Origin of the sequence: Arthrobacter woluwensis (assembly GCF_030816155.1) — a bacterium.
Taxonomy (GTDB): domain Bacteria; phylum Actinomycetota; class Actinomycetes; order Actinomycetales; family Micrococcaceae; genus Arthrobacter_E; species Arthrobacter_E woluwensis_A.
Window position 1 is genome coordinate 3108090 of record NZ_JAUSXR010000001.1, and the last position, 16784, is coordinate 3124873.

At 69.2% G+C, this 16784-nt stretch carries 20 protein-coding genes and 1 riboswitch; of the genes, 15 read left to right on the top strand and 5 right to left on the bottom strand.

The window, feature by feature from the left end; genetic code table 11:
• The first annotated feature begins 251 nt into the window (after nucleotides 1–251).
• Nucleotides 252–1175, top strand: coding sequence for an aminodeoxychorismate lyase (locus QFZ52_RS14280; RefSeq protein WP_307498267.1), 924 nt, complete (start codon nucleotides 252–254; stop codon nucleotides 1173–1175).
• Nucleotides 1176–1202: 27 nt separating this feature from the next.
• On the opposite strand, the gene QFZ52_RS14285 is transcribed toward QFZ52_RS14280, so the two are convergent.
• Nucleotides 1203–1733: a GNAT family N-acetyltransferase gene (locus tag QFZ52_RS14285; protein WP_307498269.1), complete on the bottom strand. Its 531-nt coding sequence runs from the start codon at nucleotides 1731–1733 to the stop codon at nucleotides 1203–1205.
• A gap of 108 nt (nucleotides 1734–1841) precedes the next feature.
• On the opposite strand from QFZ52_RS14285, the gene QFZ52_RS14290 reads away from it, so the two are divergent.
• The 9 genes from QFZ52_RS14290 (at nucleotide 1842) to QFZ52_RS14330 (ending at nucleotide 8715) form a co-directional block, all read left to right on the top strand.
• Complete coding sequence (locus QFZ52_RS14290) at nucleotides 1842–2375, top strand: SRPBCC domain-containing protein (RefSeq protein ID WP_307498270.1); 534 nt, start codon at nucleotides 1842–1844, stop codon at nucleotides 2373–2375.
• A 212-nt stretch (nucleotides 2376–2587) separates the two neighbouring features.
• The gene (locus tag QFZ52_RS14295; RefSeq protein WP_307498271.1) at nucleotides 2588–2944 is read left to right on the top strand and encodes an alcohol dehydrogenase catalytic domain-containing protein; all 357 of its coding nucleotides are present in this window, start codon (nucleotides 2588–2590) and stop codon (nucleotides 2942–2944) included.
• Nucleotides 2945–2999: 55 nt separating this feature from the next.
• Entirely contained in the window at nucleotides 3000–3500 is a 501-nt protein-coding gene (locus QFZ52_RS14300) for a zinc-binding dehydrogenase (RefSeq protein WP_307498273.1), read from the top strand.
• A gap of 260 nt (nucleotides 3501–3760) precedes the next feature.
• The gene (locus QFZ52_RS14305; protein ID WP_307498274.1) at nucleotides 3761–5299 is read left to right on the top strand and encodes an FAD-dependent oxidoreductase; all 1539 of its coding nucleotides are present in this window, start codon (nucleotides 3761–3763) and stop codon (nucleotides 5297–5299) included.
• Nucleotides 5300–5475: 176 nt separating this feature from the next.
• A riboswitch (SAM riboswitch) is annotated at nucleotides 5476–5582 on the top strand.
• An 8-nt stretch (nucleotides 5583–5590) separates the two neighbouring features.
• Nucleotides 5591–6088, top strand: coding sequence for a DUF1737 domain-containing protein (locus QFZ52_RS16180; protein ID WP_373425680.1), 498 nt, complete (start codon nucleotides 5591–5593; stop codon nucleotides 6086–6088).
• A complete protein-coding gene (locus tag QFZ52_RS14315) occupies nucleotides 6085–6486 on the top strand; it encodes a rhodanese-like domain-containing protein (protein ID WP_307498275.1) in 402 nt (133 codons plus the stop codon). The genes QFZ52_RS16180 and QFZ52_RS14315 overlap by 4 nt, the downstream gene beginning before the upstream one ends.
• 3 nt (nucleotides 6487–6489) lie before the next feature.
• Nucleotides 6490–7695 (top strand): O-succinylhomoserine sulfhydrylase, encoded by a 1206-nt coding sequence (locus QFZ52_RS14320; RefSeq protein WP_307498276.1) that lies wholly within the window; start codon nucleotides 6490–6492, stop codon nucleotides 7693–7695.
• Nucleotides 7696–7889: 194 nt separating this feature from the next.
• Nucleotides 7890–8153: a WXG100 family type VII secretion target gene (locus QFZ52_RS14325; RefSeq protein WP_278267542.1), complete on the top strand. Its 264-nt coding sequence runs from the start codon at nucleotides 7890–7892 to the stop codon at nucleotides 8151–8153.
• Between the two features lie 298 nt (nucleotides 8154–8451).
• Nucleotides 8452–8715 (top strand): hypothetical protein, encoded by a 264-nt coding sequence (locus tag QFZ52_RS14330; protein ID WP_307498277.1) that lies wholly within the window; start codon nucleotides 8452–8454, stop codon nucleotides 8713–8715.
• A gap of 128 nt (nucleotides 8716–8843) precedes the next feature.
• Here QFZ52_RS14330 and QFZ52_RS14335 read toward each other — a convergent pair whose 3' ends face one another.
• Genes QFZ52_RS14335 through QFZ52_RS14345 form a run of 3 tightly spaced genes read right to left on the bottom strand, consistent with a single transcriptional unit; the run spans nucleotide 8844 to nucleotide 12290 of the window.
• Nucleotides 8844–9713 carry a transglutaminase family protein gene (locus tag QFZ52_RS14335; RefSeq protein ID WP_278267545.1) on the bottom strand — a complete coding sequence of 290 codons (870 nt, stop codon included), beginning with the start codon at nucleotides 9711–9713 and terminating at the stop codon, nucleotides 8844–8846.
• Nucleotides 9710–10636 (bottom strand): alpha-E domain-containing protein, encoded by a 927-nt coding sequence (locus tag QFZ52_RS14340; protein ID WP_278267546.1) that lies wholly within the window; start codon nucleotides 10634–10636, stop codon nucleotides 9710–9712. The genes QFZ52_RS14335 and QFZ52_RS14340 overlap by 4 nt, the downstream gene beginning before the upstream one ends.
• 55 nt (nucleotides 10637–10691) lie before the next feature.
• Nucleotides 10692–12290 carry a circularly permuted type 2 ATP-grasp protein gene (locus QFZ52_RS14345; RefSeq protein ID WP_307498279.1) on the bottom strand — a complete coding sequence of 533 codons (1599 nt, stop codon included), beginning with the start codon at nucleotides 12288–12290 and terminating at the stop codon, nucleotides 10692–10694.
• A 555-nt stretch (nucleotides 12291–12845) separates the two neighbouring features.
• Here QFZ52_RS14345 and QFZ52_RS14350 point away from each other — a divergent pair.
• The 3 genes from QFZ52_RS14350 (at nucleotide 12846) to QFZ52_RS14360 (ending at nucleotide 14857) form a co-directional block, all read left to right on the top strand.
• A complete protein-coding gene (locus tag QFZ52_RS14350) occupies nucleotides 12846–13109 on the top strand; it encodes a WXG100 family type VII secretion target (RefSeq protein WP_278267542.1) in 264 nt (87 codons plus the stop codon).
• A gap of 206 nt (nucleotides 13110–13315) precedes the next feature.
• Nucleotides 13316–13756, top strand: coding sequence for a MerR family transcriptional regulator (locus tag QFZ52_RS14355; protein ID WP_307498280.1), 441 nt, complete (start codon nucleotides 13316–13318; stop codon nucleotides 13754–13756).
• Nucleotides 13757–13867: 111 nt separating this feature from the next.
• Complete coding sequence (locus QFZ52_RS14360; RefSeq protein ID WP_307498728.1) at nucleotides 13868–14857, top strand: aldo/keto reductase; 990 nt, start codon at nucleotides 13868–13870, stop codon at nucleotides 14855–14857.
• A 75-nt stretch (nucleotides 14858–14932) separates the two neighbouring features.
• Here QFZ52_RS14360 and QFZ52_RS14365 read toward each other — a convergent pair whose 3' ends face one another.
• Nucleotides 14933–15829 (bottom strand): HNH endonuclease, encoded by an 897-nt coding sequence (locus tag QFZ52_RS14365; protein ID WP_307498281.1) that lies wholly within the window; start codon nucleotides 15827–15829, stop codon nucleotides 14933–14935.
• Nucleotides 15830–15958: 129 nt separating this feature from the next.
• Here QFZ52_RS14365 and QFZ52_RS14370 point away from each other — a divergent pair, with 129 nt between their 5' ends.
• A complete protein-coding gene (locus tag QFZ52_RS14370) occupies nucleotides 15959–16282 on the top strand; it encodes a CHY zinc finger protein (protein WP_307498282.1) in 324 nt (107 codons plus the stop codon).
• A gap of 122 nt (nucleotides 16283–16404) precedes the next feature.
• Nucleotides 16405–16722: a putative quinol monooxygenase gene (locus tag QFZ52_RS14375; protein ID WP_307498283.1), complete on the top strand. Its 318-nt coding sequence runs from the start codon at nucleotides 16405–16407 to the stop codon at nucleotides 16720–16722.
• Nucleotides 16723–16784: the final 62 nt, after the last annotated feature.

A 16784-nucleotide genomic window follows, 5' to 3' on the forward strand; every position in this document is an offset into this window, starting at 1 on the left:
CCTTGTCGTGGTCGCGTTCCCCTCTCCGGATGGTCCCGGGTGGCCGCGGTCTCCCCTGAGAATATCCGTCCCCGGGCGTTTCCGGGGCGGGCTTCCCAGCGCGGCCCTGCGCGAACCTCTCCTCCCCTCGTGTTGTGTGCTCAGTTGTTGTGGGTATTCCGGCCGGACACCCGCAACAACTGAGCACGCAATGCTGGGCAGACACCACCGGGCCGCGCGCACCTCAGGGGCTGCGGCTCTAAGCTGGACCCATGACTTCGACGTCCCCCAGCACCGTGCTCGTGTTCCTCGATCCCGCCTTCCCGCAGGGCCGCGTGGCGGATGCCTCCGTGCCTCAGCTGATGGCGACGGACCTGGGCGCGACCCGCGGTGACGGTGTCTTCGAATCGCTCCTGGTGCTCGACGGCAAGCTCCGCAAGCTCCCCGCGCACCTGGCCCGCCTGGCCGGGTCCGCCGCCGCCCTGGACCTCGCGATCAGCGATGCGGACGTGTGGCGCGCGGCGATCGGCACGGCCGTGGACGAGTACCTCGAATCGCACCCCGGCGTGGACGAGTTCGTGGTGAAGCTGCTGGTCACGCGTGGCGTGGAGGGGGCGGGGGCGCCCACCGAGTGGGTGCAGGCCAGCCCGGCCCCCGCTCTGGGGAAGAAGCAGCGCGTGGAGGGGATCGACGTCGTGCTGCTGGACCGCGGCTACGACAGCGATCTCGCCGAGCGCGCCCCGTGGCTCCTGCTCGGCGCGAAGACCCTCAGCTACGCCGTTAACATGGCGGCGCTGCGGCACGCGCATTCGCTCGGCGCGGATGACGTGATCTTCACGTCCGCGGACGGCCGGGTGCTGGAAGGGCCGACCTCCACCGTGCTGCTCGCGCACCGTGACGTGAACGACGACGGCTCGGTCACCAAGCGTCTCGTCACGCCGCAGCTTGATGCCGGGATCCTCCCGGGCACCTCGCAGGGCGCCCTCTTCGCCGCGGCGAAGGAGGCAGGCTGGGAACTCGGCTACGGGCCGCTCGAGCCGGAGGACCTGTTCGACGCCGACGCCGTGTGGCTGATCTCCTCGATCCGCCTGATCGCACCGGTGAAGCACCTCGACGGCAGGACGATCGGCTCCGACCCGGCCGTTGCGGCGGAACTCACCGAGGAACTGAACCGGCTGTTCGCCGGCATCGAATAAGCGGGGTCGCGCGGCCGGAACCCCGACCTACAGCTCCGCGGCCATGACCACGCGCGGCCAGCGGTCCAGGCCGTGGGCGGCCTCCTCGGCGACCTTGGCGCGGAGCTCCGGCCCCCACTCCGATTCCGGCAGGACGGCGAATCCGAGCCGGGCGTAATAGGCCGCGTTCCAGGGGATCTCGCTGAAGGTCGTCAGGGTTGCTCGGCGCATCCCGCGATCCCGGGCGACGGTACGGAAGTGCTCCAGAAGCCGCGCGCCCAGCCCCTGCCGGCCGTGTCGCGGGTCGACGCTGAGCTGTTCCAGGTGGGCCTCGCCGTCCACCACCTCGCCGACGGCGTAGCCAGCCACTTCGACGGTGGCGTCCTCCACGCCGGGGACCGGCGCAACCCCGCCGGCCGGCACGGTCAGCACCCACGCCCAGCCGGACGCCGCGAAAGTGGCCAGTACGGCGTCACTGAAGGGCTCGTCGTCGGCGATCGAGGCCATCCCGGCCTGCCGGAAGAGTTCGCCGGCGGCACGTTCCAGGTCCTGGACGGCACGGAAGTCTGCAGTGGTCATGGCGCGGATCATCACTCCAGTCAACCAGTCCCGGGATTGCGCCGCATGACCCGGGATGAACGCCGGTGACGAATTGTGCCGCCCGATGAGGGCTGTCGTTGACCTTGGATGACGGCCGCCGCAGACTTCCAGGAGAACAAGGAGGACGAACAGGTGGAGAGCATCCGGCAGCTCGAGGAATGGCAGGGCCTGCGCGGCATCAACAGGGTCTGGGAGTTCGACGCGCCCGTTGAGACCGTGTTCCGCGCGCACACCGACCCGCTCTGGCTGGCCCGCTGGCTGGTGCCGGACGGCGTCGAACTGCGGTTCCGCCGCTGGGATGCCCGCACCGGCGGATCCTGGAGCTACTCCGTGGGCGCCGGCGGGGACGACTGGACCTTCTACGGCTCCTTCCACGAGGTCTCCGAGCCGTGGCGCATCGTGCAGACGGTGGAGGCGGAGGCCGACTCGCACGGCCCCGTCCTCGAAGTCCTCGACTTCCTCGAACTGCCCGGCGGCGGCTGCCGCCTCGAGGCCATCGCCATGTTCACCTCGCCCGCCGCCCGCGAAGAGGTCGGCGGCTCGGACGACGACGGCGGCCTGGCCCGCCTGACCGACCTCCTCTCCGAGCTGGGCGCCTTCTCCACCCCGCTGCCGCAGTAGAGTTACGCGCCCTCTGACCCCGCACGCGCCCTGTCGGACCCGCGCCCGAGCCCTTTCCCCGTCATCTGACGTCGCATCCGGAATGCCGTCGTCGCGAGTCCCGTTGCACGGGGCATCAGTGGGAACAGCATCAGTGAGAACAGTGCGCCGGACCGGCCCCTCACGCGAGAGGTGACCGGGACGACGCCGACAGCGCAAAGCGAGGAATCACCATGACACGTGCAGTGCGGTATGAAGAGTTCGGCGGACCCGAGGTCCTGCAGCTGGTCGCCGGCGAGGTGCCTCAGCCGGGCCCGGGCGAGGTCCGTGTCCGCGTCGCGGCCGCCGGTCTGAACCCGGTCGACTTCAAGATCTTCCACGGCGGCCCCGCGGCGGAGGCGTTCGGCGGAGCTCCCGGCTCCGGCGTCGGCAACGACTTCGCCGGCGAAATCGACGAACTCGGCGAGGGCGTCACGGGCTTCGCCGTGGGCGACCGGGTGTTCGGCGGCAAGCGGCACGAAGCGGTGGCCGACTTCGGTCCTGGTCCCCGCGAGCGGACTGCACCGCACCCCGGACGGACTCTCCGATGAGCTGGCCGCGACCCTGGACATCGCCGGACGGACCGCTGCCGCCGCGATCGACCAGTTGAAGCTGACGCCGGAGGACACCGTGTTGATCGGCGGGGCCGCGGGAGGCGTGGGCGTTCTGGCCACGCAGCTCGCCGTCGCGACCGGAGCCACGGTGATCGGGACAGCGTCCGAACGCAATCACGAATTCCTGCGCGGACTCGGCGCCGTGCCCGTCACGTATGGCGCGGGCCTGGCGGACCGCGTCGCGGAGATCGGCACGCCCACTGCCGCTGCTGACCTCAACGGCACCGAAGTGATCACCGTGGCGCAGGGCTTCGGTGTCCCCGCGGAGCGCATCACCGCGATCGCCGCGCACGGCCATCAGGACGGCGGGTTCATCGCGACCGGTGGCGGGGATGCCGGTCCGGGCGCGCTGGAGCGCATCGCGGCGGGCCTCGCCGACGGTTCCCTGGTCCTGCCCCTCGAAGCGACCTTCCCCGTGGAACAGGTGGCGGACGCCTACCGGCTGCTGGAGGAGGGCCACGTCCGCGGCAAGGTGGTCGTCACGCTCGACTGACGGGCGCAGCGCCGGGCCGGCCGGTTCCCGCGCCTTCACCCACGGAAACGTGGTTCACCCCCTGAAATTTCCCGGGGTGAACCACGTTTCCGGGGGCGCTTCCGTCAGCGCCCCTGGCAGAGCCCGCCCACAGAGGGGGTGTTGGATTCCCCGGCCCCGGCCTAGCGTGGAAGGGAGGGGCGACGCCCCGCCGCCGCCGTCGGGAGCACGGCGCATCACCCGGTGACGGTGGTTCCATCCGATCGAGGAAGGGGAACACCATGACGTCACTCTGGCTGGACCGGCCACCGATTGAGGGAGCCGGCGAATTCATTCCGGAGGCCCGCTACGACACCGTGGTCGTCGGCGCGGGACTGAGCGGACTGGCCACCGGGCTGCTGCTGGCCCGTGGCGGCCAGCGCGTCGCGATCGTGGAGGCCCGCGCCGTCGGCTCCGGCACCACCGGCAACACCACCGCGAAACTGAGCCTCCTGCAGGGCACCCGGCTGTCCGCGCTGCGTGACCGCCATCCGCTGAGTCTGGTGGAGGCCTACGTCGAGGGCAACCGGGAGGGTCAGGCCTGGCTCCTCCGATTCCTGGAGGAACAGGGCGTCCCCTTCCAGCGGCGTGACGCCTACGTCTTCTCCGTGACCGACGACGGCGCGCGGCAGCTGGGCGCCGAGTTCCAGGCCGCGCGGGACGCCGGGCTGGCCGTGGCTGAGGTCGCGGCCACGGAGCTGCCGTTCCCGATCACGGCCGCACTCCGCCTCGACGACCAGGCGCAGTTCGACCCGATGGACGTCCTGGAGGCCATGACCCGGGACTTCCTCGCCCACGACGGTGTGCTCCTGGAGGGCACCCGCGTCCACGACATCGAGCAGGAGGAGGAAGGCCTCATCCTCCGGACGTCCCGCGGCCGGCTCCTCGCGGACCGGGCCGTCCTCGCCACCGGCATTCCGTTCCTGGACCGCGGCGGCTACTTCGCCCGGCTCCACCCCTCGCAGTCCTACGCCGCGGCACTCCGGCTGCCTCCGGGCACGCCCGTCCCGCAGGGCATGTACCTCTCCGTCGAGACGCCAGCGCGGTCGCTCCGCAGCGCCCCGGACGACGACGGCGGCGACCTCCTCCTGATCGGAGGCAACGGTCACGCGACGGGCAAGGAACCCTCGCCCCAGGCCCGCCTGGACGAACTGCTCGACTGGGGCCGGCACCACTTCCCCGGAGCCGAGGTCACCCACACCTGGTCCGGCCAGGACTACCGTTCCGCGGACCGTCTGCCCTACATCGGACCGATGCCGTTCGGCGGAGGCCGGATCTTCGTGGCCACCGGGTACGACAAGTGGGGCATGAGCACCGGCATGGCGGCCGGGCTGGCCCTGAGTGCCGAGATCCTGGGCGGTCGGATGCCGTGGGCCGAGAGGCTGCGGGACCGTTCGGCCACCAGCCCCGGCCTGAGGTCCGGACTCGCGCAGAACGCCGCGGTCGCCGTCGACTGGGCCAAGGACTGGGTCAGTTCCCGTTTCCTCTCGCCGCCGGACGCCCACGAGGTGGTGCCGCGGGAGGGCCACGGCGTGGTGGCGCACGACGGCGACGGACCCGAGGCCGTCTCCACGGTCGGCGGGCGCACGTGCAGGCTCTCCGCCGTGTGCACGCACCGTGGCGGGATCGTGCGCTGGAACGACGCCGAACGCAGCTGGGACTGCCCTTTGCACGGGTCCCGGTTCGCCCCGGACGGCACGGTGCTCCAGGGACCGGCGACGCAGGATCTGGTGGTCGACTCCGTGGCCACCGGCGCCGCGACCCACGAGCCGGAGGAGTGAGCGCCGGCCGGTCCTGCGCGTTCACCCACGGAAACGTGGTTCACCCCCTGAAATTTCCCGGGGTGAACCACGTTTCCGTGGGTGCTGTTTCCGTGAGCGAATCCGCCCGGTTCATGACAGAAGATGAAGCCTCCCGTCACACTTCTCCCCGGGGCCTGGTGCTAGATTTTTTGCAGAGTAACGAGCACCGGTGACAAGCCCTGACTGACCGGTCGGCAACCCTCCACACGCGGCGGGGTGCCTCAGGTGACTACTCGGCATGTGTCAACTGCAAGCGCGAAGGAGCCCCACTTGCCTGCCCGCAAAGAACCCACGTCCGCCCCTGCCGGAACCGCCGGCGCCGCCAAGGCCACGACGCCCAGGAGCACCGCGGCCAAGCCCGCCACCCGGGCTCCGCGCACCACGAAGGCCGCGGCCGCCAAGCCGGCAGCCGCCAAGGCCTCCCCCGCGAAGGCCGCCACGACGACGGCGACCGCCCCCGCCGCCGAGCAGGCCACTGCCGCCGCGCCCGCCGTCGCGCCCCAGGACGTGACGGCCGAGACGCCCGCCCGCCTGCCCTACCGCCTCCTGACCGGCCCGGACACCCGCGAATTCTGCGAACGGGTCTCCGCCGCCCTGGCCGATGGGTACATCCTCTACGGGAGCCCGTCCGTGACCTTCAACGGGGAGACGGTGATCGCGGCCCAGGCCGTCGTCCTGCCCTACGCGCCGCCCGCGCCGCCGGCCCCGGTCGTCGACCCGTACGCCGTCCCCGCCACCGGCTTCGCCCCCTACGGCGGTGCCCTGTGAGCTACGCGGGTGACCTGACGCCACAGCAGGCCTGGAACAAGCTCAAGGACGGCGCCATCCTCGTGGACGTGCGCACCGAGGCGGAGTGGGCGCACATCGGCCGTCCGAAGGCCCCGTCCGGCGACCCCCTGTTCATCCAGTGGAACCTGGCCGGTGGCGCGCCGAACCAGGGCTTCCTCACGGAGCTCGCCGAGCAGGCGCCGGAGGCGGGCACCGCGGAGCTCGTGTTCCTGTGCCGCTCCGGGCAGCGCTCCATCGCGGCGGCCGAAGCCGCGACGGCGGCGGGCTGGTCCTCGTACAACGTCCTGGAAGGCTTCGAGGGCGTCCCGGACCGTTTCGGGGAGCGCACCGTGAACGGCTGGAAGAACAGCGGCCTGCCGACCACCATCGGGGCGTGAGGCATGGCGTTCAATCCTGAGGCCGCGTCCTGGTCGCCGGCCACGCAGGCCGTCCGGGGCGGGCTGGACCGCACGGGCTTCTACGAGACCTCCGAGGCGTTGTTCCTGAACTCGGGCTTCGTCTACGACTCCGCGGAGGCCGCCGAACGCGCCTTCACCGGTGAGGACGAGCGCTTCGTGTACTCGCGCTACGGCAATCCGACCGTCGCCACCTTCCAGGAGCGGCTGCGGCTGCTCGAAGGCACCGAGGCGTGCTTCGCGACGGCGTCCGGCATGTCCGCGGTGTTCACGGCCCTGGGCGCGCTGCTCGCCGCCGGGGACCGCGTGGTCGCGGCGCGGTCGCTGTTCGGTTCCTGCTTCGTGATCCTGAACGAGATCCTGCCGCGCTGGGGCGTGGAGACCGTGTTCGTCGACGGGCCCGATCTGGAGCAGTGGCGCGAGGCCCTGTCCGTGCCGACGCAGGCGGTGTTCTTCGAATCGCCGTCGAACCCGATGCAGGAGATCGTGGACATCGCCGCGGTCAGCGAGCTCGCGCACGCCGCGGGCGCCACCGTGGTGGCCGACAACGTCTTCGCCACCCCCATGCTGCAGCGCTGCACGGATCTGGGGGCCGACGTCGTCGTGTATTCCGGGACCAAGCACATCGACGGGCAGGGGCGCGTCATGGGCGGCGCGATCCTCGGGACCAAGGAGTTCATCGACGGGCCGGTGAAGAACCTCATGCGGCACACGGGGCCGTCGCTGTCGAGCTTCAACGCCTGGGTGCTGACGAAGGGCCTGGAGACGCTGGACATGCGCGTGCGGCACTCGTCCGCCTCCGCTCTGAAGCTGGCCGAGTGGCTCGAACGGCAGCCCGGGGTGACCTGGGTGAAGTATCCGTTGCTGCCCTCGCACCCGCAGTTCGAACTGGCGAAACAGCAGATGAGCGCGGGCGGCACCGTGCTGACGTTCGAGCTCGCGCCGCTTCCCGGCGGCACGGCCAAGGACGCGGCGTTCACGCTGCTCAACGGCCTGAAGATCGTGGACATCTCGAACAACCTGGGCGACTCCAAGAGCCTCATCACTCATCCGGCGACGACGACGCACCGCGCCATGGGTCCGGAAGGCCGGGCCTCGATCGGGCTGGGTGACGGTGTGGTGCGCTTGTCGGTCGGGCTGGAGGATGTGGACGACCTGATCCGCGACTTCGAGCAGGCGCTGGCGGGCTAGCCCCCTGGAATGCGGGGTCAGTTGATGCCGCGCGATCGGCGATCATGCGGCATCAACTGACCCCGCATCGGGTCTGGGCCATGGGGAGCACTCCATGGGTACCCCTACCCATCGACGGTTCGTGCACGATCCGGATAGCTTTGAGTCAACAGAAACCGGGCAGGCCGGGTTCACCACGAGCAAGGAGTAAGACAATGGCAGTTTGGGGTGCAGACGTCCAGCAGCTTCGCGCACTGGGTAAGAAGCTCGAAGCAGGCGCACAGGCCATCGACGAGCAGCGTAACCAGCTCACCAGCGCCCTCAACGGCGTCCAGTGGATGGGCCCGGACGCGGACAAGTTCAAGAACGAATGGCAGTCCCAGCACGTGCCGGCCCTGAACAAGGTCGCCGAAGCACTGCGCACCGCCGGCAAGAGCGCGGCCAAGAACGCCCAGGAACAGGAAACCGCTTCCCACTAAGCGGCCCACCCCACCCACCGTGGGGAACCCTGGACCACACCCACGGCGGGCACCCCACACACGGGGAGCCCGCCGTCGGGCATTTAAAACACCACCCGCCGCCCCTCCTGCCGCGAGGGAACAGCTCACGCCCCCAAAACCCCGCCATGAGGGCACGAACTGCTCCCTCGCGACGCCGGACGGCAAGGGGCGCCGCAATGGGGAGCGCTGCCCATCGACTCGGGGGCCGCGGCTGCGTACGGTGATCGCAGGATCCCCGGCCGCGACAGCCCCCGGGCAGAACACCGAGGAGGATGTCATGGCCGTATGGGGCGCGAACGTCGAGCAGCTCAGGACCCTGGGCAAGAGGATGCAGAAGGGCGCCGACGTGCTGAACGACCAGCGCACCACCCTCTCCTCCAGCCTGAACAGCACCCAGTGGATGGGCCCCGACGCGGAGAAGTTCCGGACCGAGTGGGACTCCACTCATGCCCCGGCGCTGTCGAACGCGGCGCACGCCCTGAGCGTCGCCGGCACCGCGGCCGCCCGCAACGCCAACGAGCAGGAGCAGGCCTCGCACTGACGGGTCACCGCGAGGGAACAGTTCGCGCCCCGAAAACGGTGCGGAGAGGGCATCAGCTGTTCCCTCGCGGAGAAACGCACGACGACGGCGGGTGCGCACCGCTGCCCGGCACCCCCGCCCCGCGCCCCCTACGCGCGCACGGAGTCCCAGGTCAGCCAGGTCATGTCGACCGAGACCTCGAGCCGCGAACCCCCGCCGCCGGACAGGATGCCCTTGAGCGGCGCCACGTCGCGGTAGTCCCGGCCGCGGGCCACCACCACGTGGAAGTCCCCGGCGGCCTTGTGATTGGTCGGATCCCAGCTGTGCCAGGCGCCGTCCCACCATTCGAGCCAGGCGTGAGACTGCCCGGCCACGGTCTGGCCCGGGTCGGCCTCCGCCCGCGGGTGCAGGTATCCGGAGACGTACCGTGCCGGGATCCCGAGGCTCCTGAGGCAGCCGATGGCCAGGTGGGCAAGGTCCTGGCAGACCCCCTGGCGCTGCGCCCACGCCTGCGCCGCGTCGGTGTGCACGCCGGTGCTGCCGGGCATGTACGTCATCTCGCCCCGCAGCCTCGAGAACACCTCCTCCGCGGCGGCCTTCGGCGTCGGCCGTCCGGCGAGCGCCGCCACCAGTTCCGTCGCCTCCTCACCCGGCGCGGACAGGCGCGTCTGGGGCAGGTGGTCGCTGAACTCGTCCTGCACCGCTCGGCTGGACAGCTCAGCCCAGCCGAGCGGTTCGCCGTCGGGCGCCGGAGCCTGCTCGCGGTTCACGTCGACCGTGGCGGTGGCCACCACTTCGAGCCATTCGTGAGGCTCGTGGACCTCGAAGGTGGTCACCTGGGTGCCCCAGTAGTCGGCGTACCGGGCCTGGGTGGCGCCGGGCCGTTCGACCGTGATGCGCGAGCCGAGCACCGTCTGCCCGGGCTCCGTGGGCGGTGTCATCCGTGCTTCGTTGTAGCTGACCAGGACCGGCTTGTTGTAGTGGTAGCCGGTGCGGTGCACGATCTTCAGACGTGTCATGACAGTTCTCCCACCCAGGCCTGCTCTTCGCGGGCGCTGTAGTACCTGCGGGCGATCTCCTCCGAGGCCCGCGCGACGGATCGCTGGATGCGTTCCATGTGTTCCGGCAATTCGTCCATGAGGTTCTCGCTGCGGTGGAACTCCAGGAACGTCCTGGCCTGGCCCACGATGCGCCGGGCGTCGTTGAACATCCCGGAGCGCTGGTCGCTGGGTTCCAGCAGGGCGAGCGCCTCGTCCGCGTTCTTGAGCGAGTAGACGATCGACCGTGGGAACTGCCGGTCCATGAGCAGGAACTCGGCGGCGTTGCGGTCATCGAACGCGGCGCGGCGCGTGCGCAGGAACGACTCGTACGCCCCTGCGCAGCGCAGCATGTTCACCCAGGACACGCCCGCGGGGTTGGCGTCGCACGTGGCGAGCATCCGGGCGGTCATGTCCGCGCGCTCCAGCGACCGGCCCAGGACCATGAACAGCCAGCTGTCGTCGTGGCTCATGGTGCTGTCCGTCAGGCCGCTCGTGGTGGCCGCCCGCTCGATCACCCATTGGCAGAAGCGGTACGTCCCCGCCACGTCCTCACGGTGCCGGCTGAGGCCGAAGTACGTCGTGTTCAGGCATTCCCACAGGCTCGTGGAGACGGTCTCCCGGGCCCGTCGGGCGTTCTCCCGCGCGGCTCCGAGAGCGCCGGCGATCGACGTCGGGCTCGACCGGTCATAGGCGAGCACCCGCAGCAGCTCCGGCAAGGTGATGTCCTGCCGGTCCAGGGGCGACCCCATGACCTGCAGCAGGTCCCGCGCCACCTGTTGCTGCTGCTCCGGCGGCAGATGATTGAGGCGTTCCAGGTGCACATCGAGGATGCGGGCTGTCCCGTCCGCACGTTCCACATAGCGTCCGATCCAGAACAGGGACTCGGCGATCCGGCTCAGCATGACGTCCTCCTGACGTACGGTGCGGGATGTGATTGACGACGACGGCGCGCGGCGCTCATTGCTGCTGCCCCGCCTGGGAATCGCGCCAGCTGGTCTCCACGGGCCACACGCTGGTGCGTGCGCTGTGGCCGAACCGCCGCCGTGACGGCCCTGGGTCCGCCGCGCCCGTCTCCTCCCCCAGCACCCACGTGTCCTTGGACCCGCCGCCCTGGCTGGAGTTGACCACCAGGCTGCCCTCCTTGAGCGCCACCCGCGTGAGTCCGCCCGGCAGCACCCAGACGTCCTCGCCGTCGTTGACCGCGAACGGCCGCAGGTCCACGTGCCGGGGGCTGAACCGCTCGCGGTGCAGGGTGGGGACGGTGCTCAACTGGAGCACGGGCTGCGCGATCCAGCCGCGCGGGTCTTCGATGAGCTGCCGGCGCAGAGTGTCGAGCTCCTCGCGGCTGGCGTCGGGACCGATCACGAGACCTTTGCCGCCCGAACCGTCCACGGGCTTGACCACGAGTTCCGGCAGCCGGTCCAGGACCTCCTCGCGGGCCGCGTCCTCCTCGAGCCGGAAGGTGTCCACATTGGCCAGGATCGGCTCCTCGCCCAGGTAGTACCGGATGAGGTCCGGGACGTAGGAGTAGATGAGTTTGTCATCGGCCACCCCGTTGCCGACGGCGTTCGCGATCGTCACCCCGCCCGACCGCGCCGCGTTGACCAGGCCAGGGCAGCCCAGCATGGAGTCGGCCCGGAACTGCAGGGGGTCGAGGAACTCGTCGTCGAGGCGCTTGTAGATGACGTCCACGCGCTGCTCGCCGGAGGTGGTCCGCATGAAGACCTGGTTGCCGCGGCACGTGAGGTCCCGGCCCTCCACGAGTTCCACGCCCATCAGCCCCGCCAGGAGGGTGTGCTCGAAGTACGCGGAGTTGAAGATGCCCGGGGTCAGGACCACGACCGTCGGGTCCTCCACGCCGTCCGGGGCGGTCTTCCGGAGGGCCGAGAGCAGGCGCCGCGGGTACTCCTCCACGGGGCGGATGGACTGCTGGCTGAACACCTCCGGCAGCGCCTTCGCCATGGCCCGCCGGTTCTCCAGGACGTAACTGACGCCCGAGGGGACGCGCACATTGTCCTCGAGCACCCGCAGCGTGCCCTCGCCGTCGCGGACGATGTCGATCCCGGACACGTGCACCCGGACGCCGCCCGCCGGACGGAAGCCGTGGACCTGCCGGTGGAAGTGCTTGCTGGACGTGATGAGCTTGCGCGGCAGGACGCCGTCGCGCACGGCATCCTGCGCGCCGTAGACGTCGTTGAGGAAGGCCTCCAGGGCCCGGACCCGCTGGGCCACGCCTCGTTCCAGGCCCTGCCATTCCTGGGCGTCGATGACCCGCGGGACGATGTCCAGGGGGAACGGCCGTTCCTCGCCGGCGAAGTCGAAGGTGACGCCGCGGTCCAGGAAGGTGCGGGCCATGGCCTCCGCCCGGGCAGCGATGTCGTCCGGGGTGAGCCCCGCGAGGACCGTGGTCAGCTGGCGGTAAGAGCCCCGTGCCGTGAGGCCCGCGGACTCCGCGCCACCGCCCGCCGCAGCCGCGATGAACATCTCGTCGAAGGCTTTCGACGTGGCCAAGGCCCCCGAATAGCTGGCGAACAGATCCGATGATGATGCCGGCATGACCCCTCCAAAGACCGCGGTGACGCTGAGGAACAGAGCTTCCCACCGGGATGTGTCAGGCGGATTTCCAGCAGTCACCCTACGATGTCCAGGGTGTTTCGGGCGGGTGTCCTGGCCGGTCAGCGCACCGGGGCGGCGACGCCCGGTCCCGTGGTGCCGGGCGCTTGCCACGGGACCGCCGGCTTATTCGCGGGAATGTGACGCGGGGCGGCGCCTCCCGGCCGTCCGGAGCACGGAACGCCCGACGCCGGGCCGCCGGACCGCGCGACGCCGCCTCAGCTGGGGAGCTCCGGCGTCATGGTGGGCTGTTTTCGGCCCGTGACAACGTCGAATCCCGGCGAAAAACGCCGGAATTCCGGGGTTTTCCGCATGGGGAGAGGTTCATGGGGAGCACTCCCCATCGACGGCTCGTCCAATCATTGGATAGTTTGTTCTCAGAGGTTCACGGAAACGAACCACCACCCGCCAGGGAGGTGAGCCGGGAGCCCACAACGGAATACCACTGACATGGGAACCCGGCACAGTTCGGATCCATCACAACAAAGGAGTAAGACAATGGCAGTTTGGGGTGCAGACGTCCAGCAGCTTCGCGCACTGGGTAAGAAGCTCGAAGCAGGCGCACAGGCCATCGATGAGCAGCGTAACCAGCTCACCAGCGCCCTCAACGGCGTCCAGTGGATGGGCCCGGACGCGGACAAGTTCAAGAACGAATGGCAGTCCCAGCACGTGCCGGCCCTGAACAAGGTCGCCGAAGCACTGCGCACCGCCGGCAAGAGCGCGGCCAAGAACGCCCAGGAACAGGAAACCGCTTCCCACTAAGCGGCCCACCCCACCCACCGTGGGGAACCCTGGACCCACACCCACGGCGGGCACCCCACACACGGGGCGCCCGCCGTCGGGCATTTAAAACACCCGCCGCCCCCGTCCCGGCCCGAGGGAACAGTTGATGCCTCGAAACCCGCGCTTTCGGGGCGCGAGCTGTTCTCTCGCGTCTCACGCAGGGCCGGCGGGTGCACACTGGAGGCATGAGCTTCACCATCGCGGAGGTCGCCGAACGCACCGGCCTCAGCCAGCACACCCTCCGGTACTACGAGCGTGACGGGCTCCTGCCGCGCGAGGTAGGCCGCGCGTCGTCGGGCCGTCGCGCCTATACCGAGCAGGACGTGAACGGCATCATCATGATCGCCCGGCTGCGGGCCACCGGCATGCCGATCTCCGACGTCAGGCGGTACGCGCGACTGGTGCGCGACGGCGACGCCTCGGTCCCCGCGCGACTGAGCCTCCTGCTGGAGCATCGCGAGCACGTGATAGCACAGCTGCGCCAAGTCGAGGAGAACCTCGCCGCGATCGACACCAAGATCGACATCTACCGCGCGACAACGGCAGAGACGTTCGCGTGCCCAGCCCGGAGCGGCGCGTTGAGTCCGTTGGCCGCGGGGTCGTCGAGTCCGCTATCGAAGGGGTGAATCCGCTACCAGATGTAGCGGATTCACAGCCCACCCAGCGGACTCAGTCGCCCCCGGACGGCGACCCCTTGACTTAGAGTGCGCTCGAAGGAGTTTGCTGGTCTCATGACGATCTCCACACGAACTCTCGGCACTGATTCCCCCCTCACCGTCTCCGCCCTGGGCCTCGGCTGCATGGGCATGTCCGAGTTCTACGGAACGCCGGACCCGGACGCAGGCCTCGCCACCATCCACCGGGCGCTCGACCTCGGCGTCACCTTCCTCGACACCGCGGACATGTACGGGCCGTTCACGAACGAAGAGCTGGTCGGGCGGGCGATCGCCGGACGCCGCGACGAGGTCCAGCTCGCCACCAAGTTCGGCAACATGCGCGGTCCGAACGGCGAACGACTCGGCATCAACGGCCGGCCCGAGTATGTGCGTTCCGCCTGCGACGCCTCCCTGCAGCGGCTCGGCGTCGACCACATCGACCTGTACTACCAGCACCGCGTGGATCCGAACGTCCCCATCGAGGAGACTGTCGGCGCCATGGCGGAGCTCGTGACGGCCGGCAAGGTGCGGCACCTGGGGCTGTCGGAGGCCTCGGCCGCGACGATCCGCCGCGCCCACGCCGTGCACCCGATCACCGCCGTCGAGACGGAGTACTCCCTGTTCTCCCGCGATGTGGAGGACTCGGTCCTGCCCGCGCTGCGCGAGCTGGGGATCGGCCTGGTGCCGTACTCGCCGCTGGGCCGCGGCATCCTGACGGGCACCATGACGGCGGAGTCGGTGACCGGCGACGGCGACGCGCGGTCGTCCGCCTACTTCCCGCGTTTCCAGGGTGAGGCGCTGGAAGCCAACCTGGCGCTGGCCGCGAGGGTGACGGAGTTGGCCGAAGCACGCGGCTGCACCCCGAGTCAGCTCGCACTCGCGTGGCTGCTGGCCCAGGGCGAGGACATCGTCCCGATCCCGGGCACCCGCCGCGTGAAGTACCTGGAGGAGAACGTGGTCGCCGCGTCCCTGGAACTCAGCCCGGCGGAACTGGAGGCGCTGGAAGAAGCCGTCCCGCGTGATGCCGTGGTGGGCGAGCGGTACGGGGACATGAGCTCGATCGACGGGTAGTTGCGTCGAGTGCCGCGAAGGAACACGTGGCGCCCTCAAAACGTGGTTTTGGGGGCACCACGTGTTCTCTCGCGCTCACCAACTTTTGAGATACTCCTGAAAACGCCGGTCCAAGCTGGCGGGGTCCGGGCGGAGCGATATTACGCGTGGGACGTACAACGAACGACCATTCATGTCCTGCATCCCGTGCTTCACCAGCGAAGTGCTTGGCAACGCGAGAACATCGGGTCGCACCGATACTCGATAATGACGGTCAATGCTCAGCAAATTGCCGTCAAACGCAGCATGATGCAACTTACACAATGCCAAACCATTGGACACCTCGGTTGAGCTCGAGACATGAGCGTCCGGAGTGATATGCGCAGCATCAATCAAGGCGGGAATATCCAGTTCACAGACGGCGCAGTGATACTCATAGGCGTGCACCACACGACGCCGGAAGTCCCGCTGATGCAAGCGGACGCTGCGGACCTGTTGGGCGTATGATTTCGGCAACGCGGGCTCGTAAAGCGGGTCCTCCGGGTCACTCAGCGCACGATCCAAAAAGACGTCAACGTAACCTTCGACCGGATCATCTCCTTCAAGAAAGACCGGGTATCGAGGCACATACAACGCCGGATGGACTTCCTGAAACAGAATGACTGGGTCTTTACGCTCCGCCGCGGCCCGGAGCTTAAGATTGCGGCCACTGACCAATGGCTGGCCGGACCGCCTCTCGTAGGAGTACCTCAAATACTCCGCGTTCGCCTCGTCATCGTAGGGACCCTTCAGCGTATTGGTAATAGACAGGGTTGTATCGAACCCTCGAGGATTCCAAATACCTGTCTGGGGGTCCATCAGCGCGATCTGATGCCCACGGTAGCTATAGGCAGACCGGAGGAATTCTCTGCGAAACTCATAACCGCCATTGGCAATCTCCTGGCCCTGAAGCCACTTGAAGATGTCGCGTCTGATCTCCGCCTGTTCGTCCACGGACCACCGCGTCGCGTCCGTGCCCGAATGTGTTCCCCTAGCCATGACATCCCCCTCGCTTCCAGCCTATTGTGCAAGATTTCCCGATCACCTGTGCCGCCACTCCACGCCCCGTGCCACAATTCCCCCATGCCCCACACGCCCCCGCCCGTCCTCGGCCCCACGGTCGATGACGAGACCCGGTGCATCCACTACCGCACGCCCGTCGACATCATCGCCATCAAGTTCTTCTGCTGCGGCGACTACTACCCGTGCCACCTCTGCCACGAGGAAACCGCCGACCACCCCGCACGCCAGTGGCCCCGGGAACGCCGCGGCGAGAAGGCAGTCCTCTGCGGAGTCTGCCGGACCGAGCTGAGCATCGACGCCTACCTCGCCACCGACAGTTGCCCCGACTGCCACGGCCTCTTCAACGAGCGCTGCCGCCTCCACACACACCTCTACTTCGACTGACCTCGCCGCCCGGCGACCCGGATGAAGTGCGGCGACACCGCACGGATTCCCATCCGCGTGCCCCGCGCCGCCGTCGTCGGGCATGCTGGAAGGACCGCACCACCTCATTGAAGGAGAGAACCTTGATCTTCATCACCGCCCAGTTCCCGGTCAAGCCCGAGCACGCCGACGCCTGGCCCGAGATCTCCCGCGCCTTCACCGAGGCCACCCGCGCCGAAGAAGGCTGCCTGTTCTACGAATGGTCGCGCTCCCTGACGGACCCCAGCACCTACGTGCTGCTCGAGGCGTTCAAGGACGACGACGCCGGCGCAGCCCACGTGAATTCCGCTCACTTCAAGCAGGCGCAGGCTGAGCTTCCGCAGTACCTGTCGCGGACCCCGGACATCGTCAATGTGAAGGTCGACGGCTGGTCCGAGCTCGGCGAACTCGCCGTCCGCTGACCTCTCCCACCTGAGCCGGCGCGACGCGGGGTTTCCGGACACCTCGTGGTTGTCCACATAGA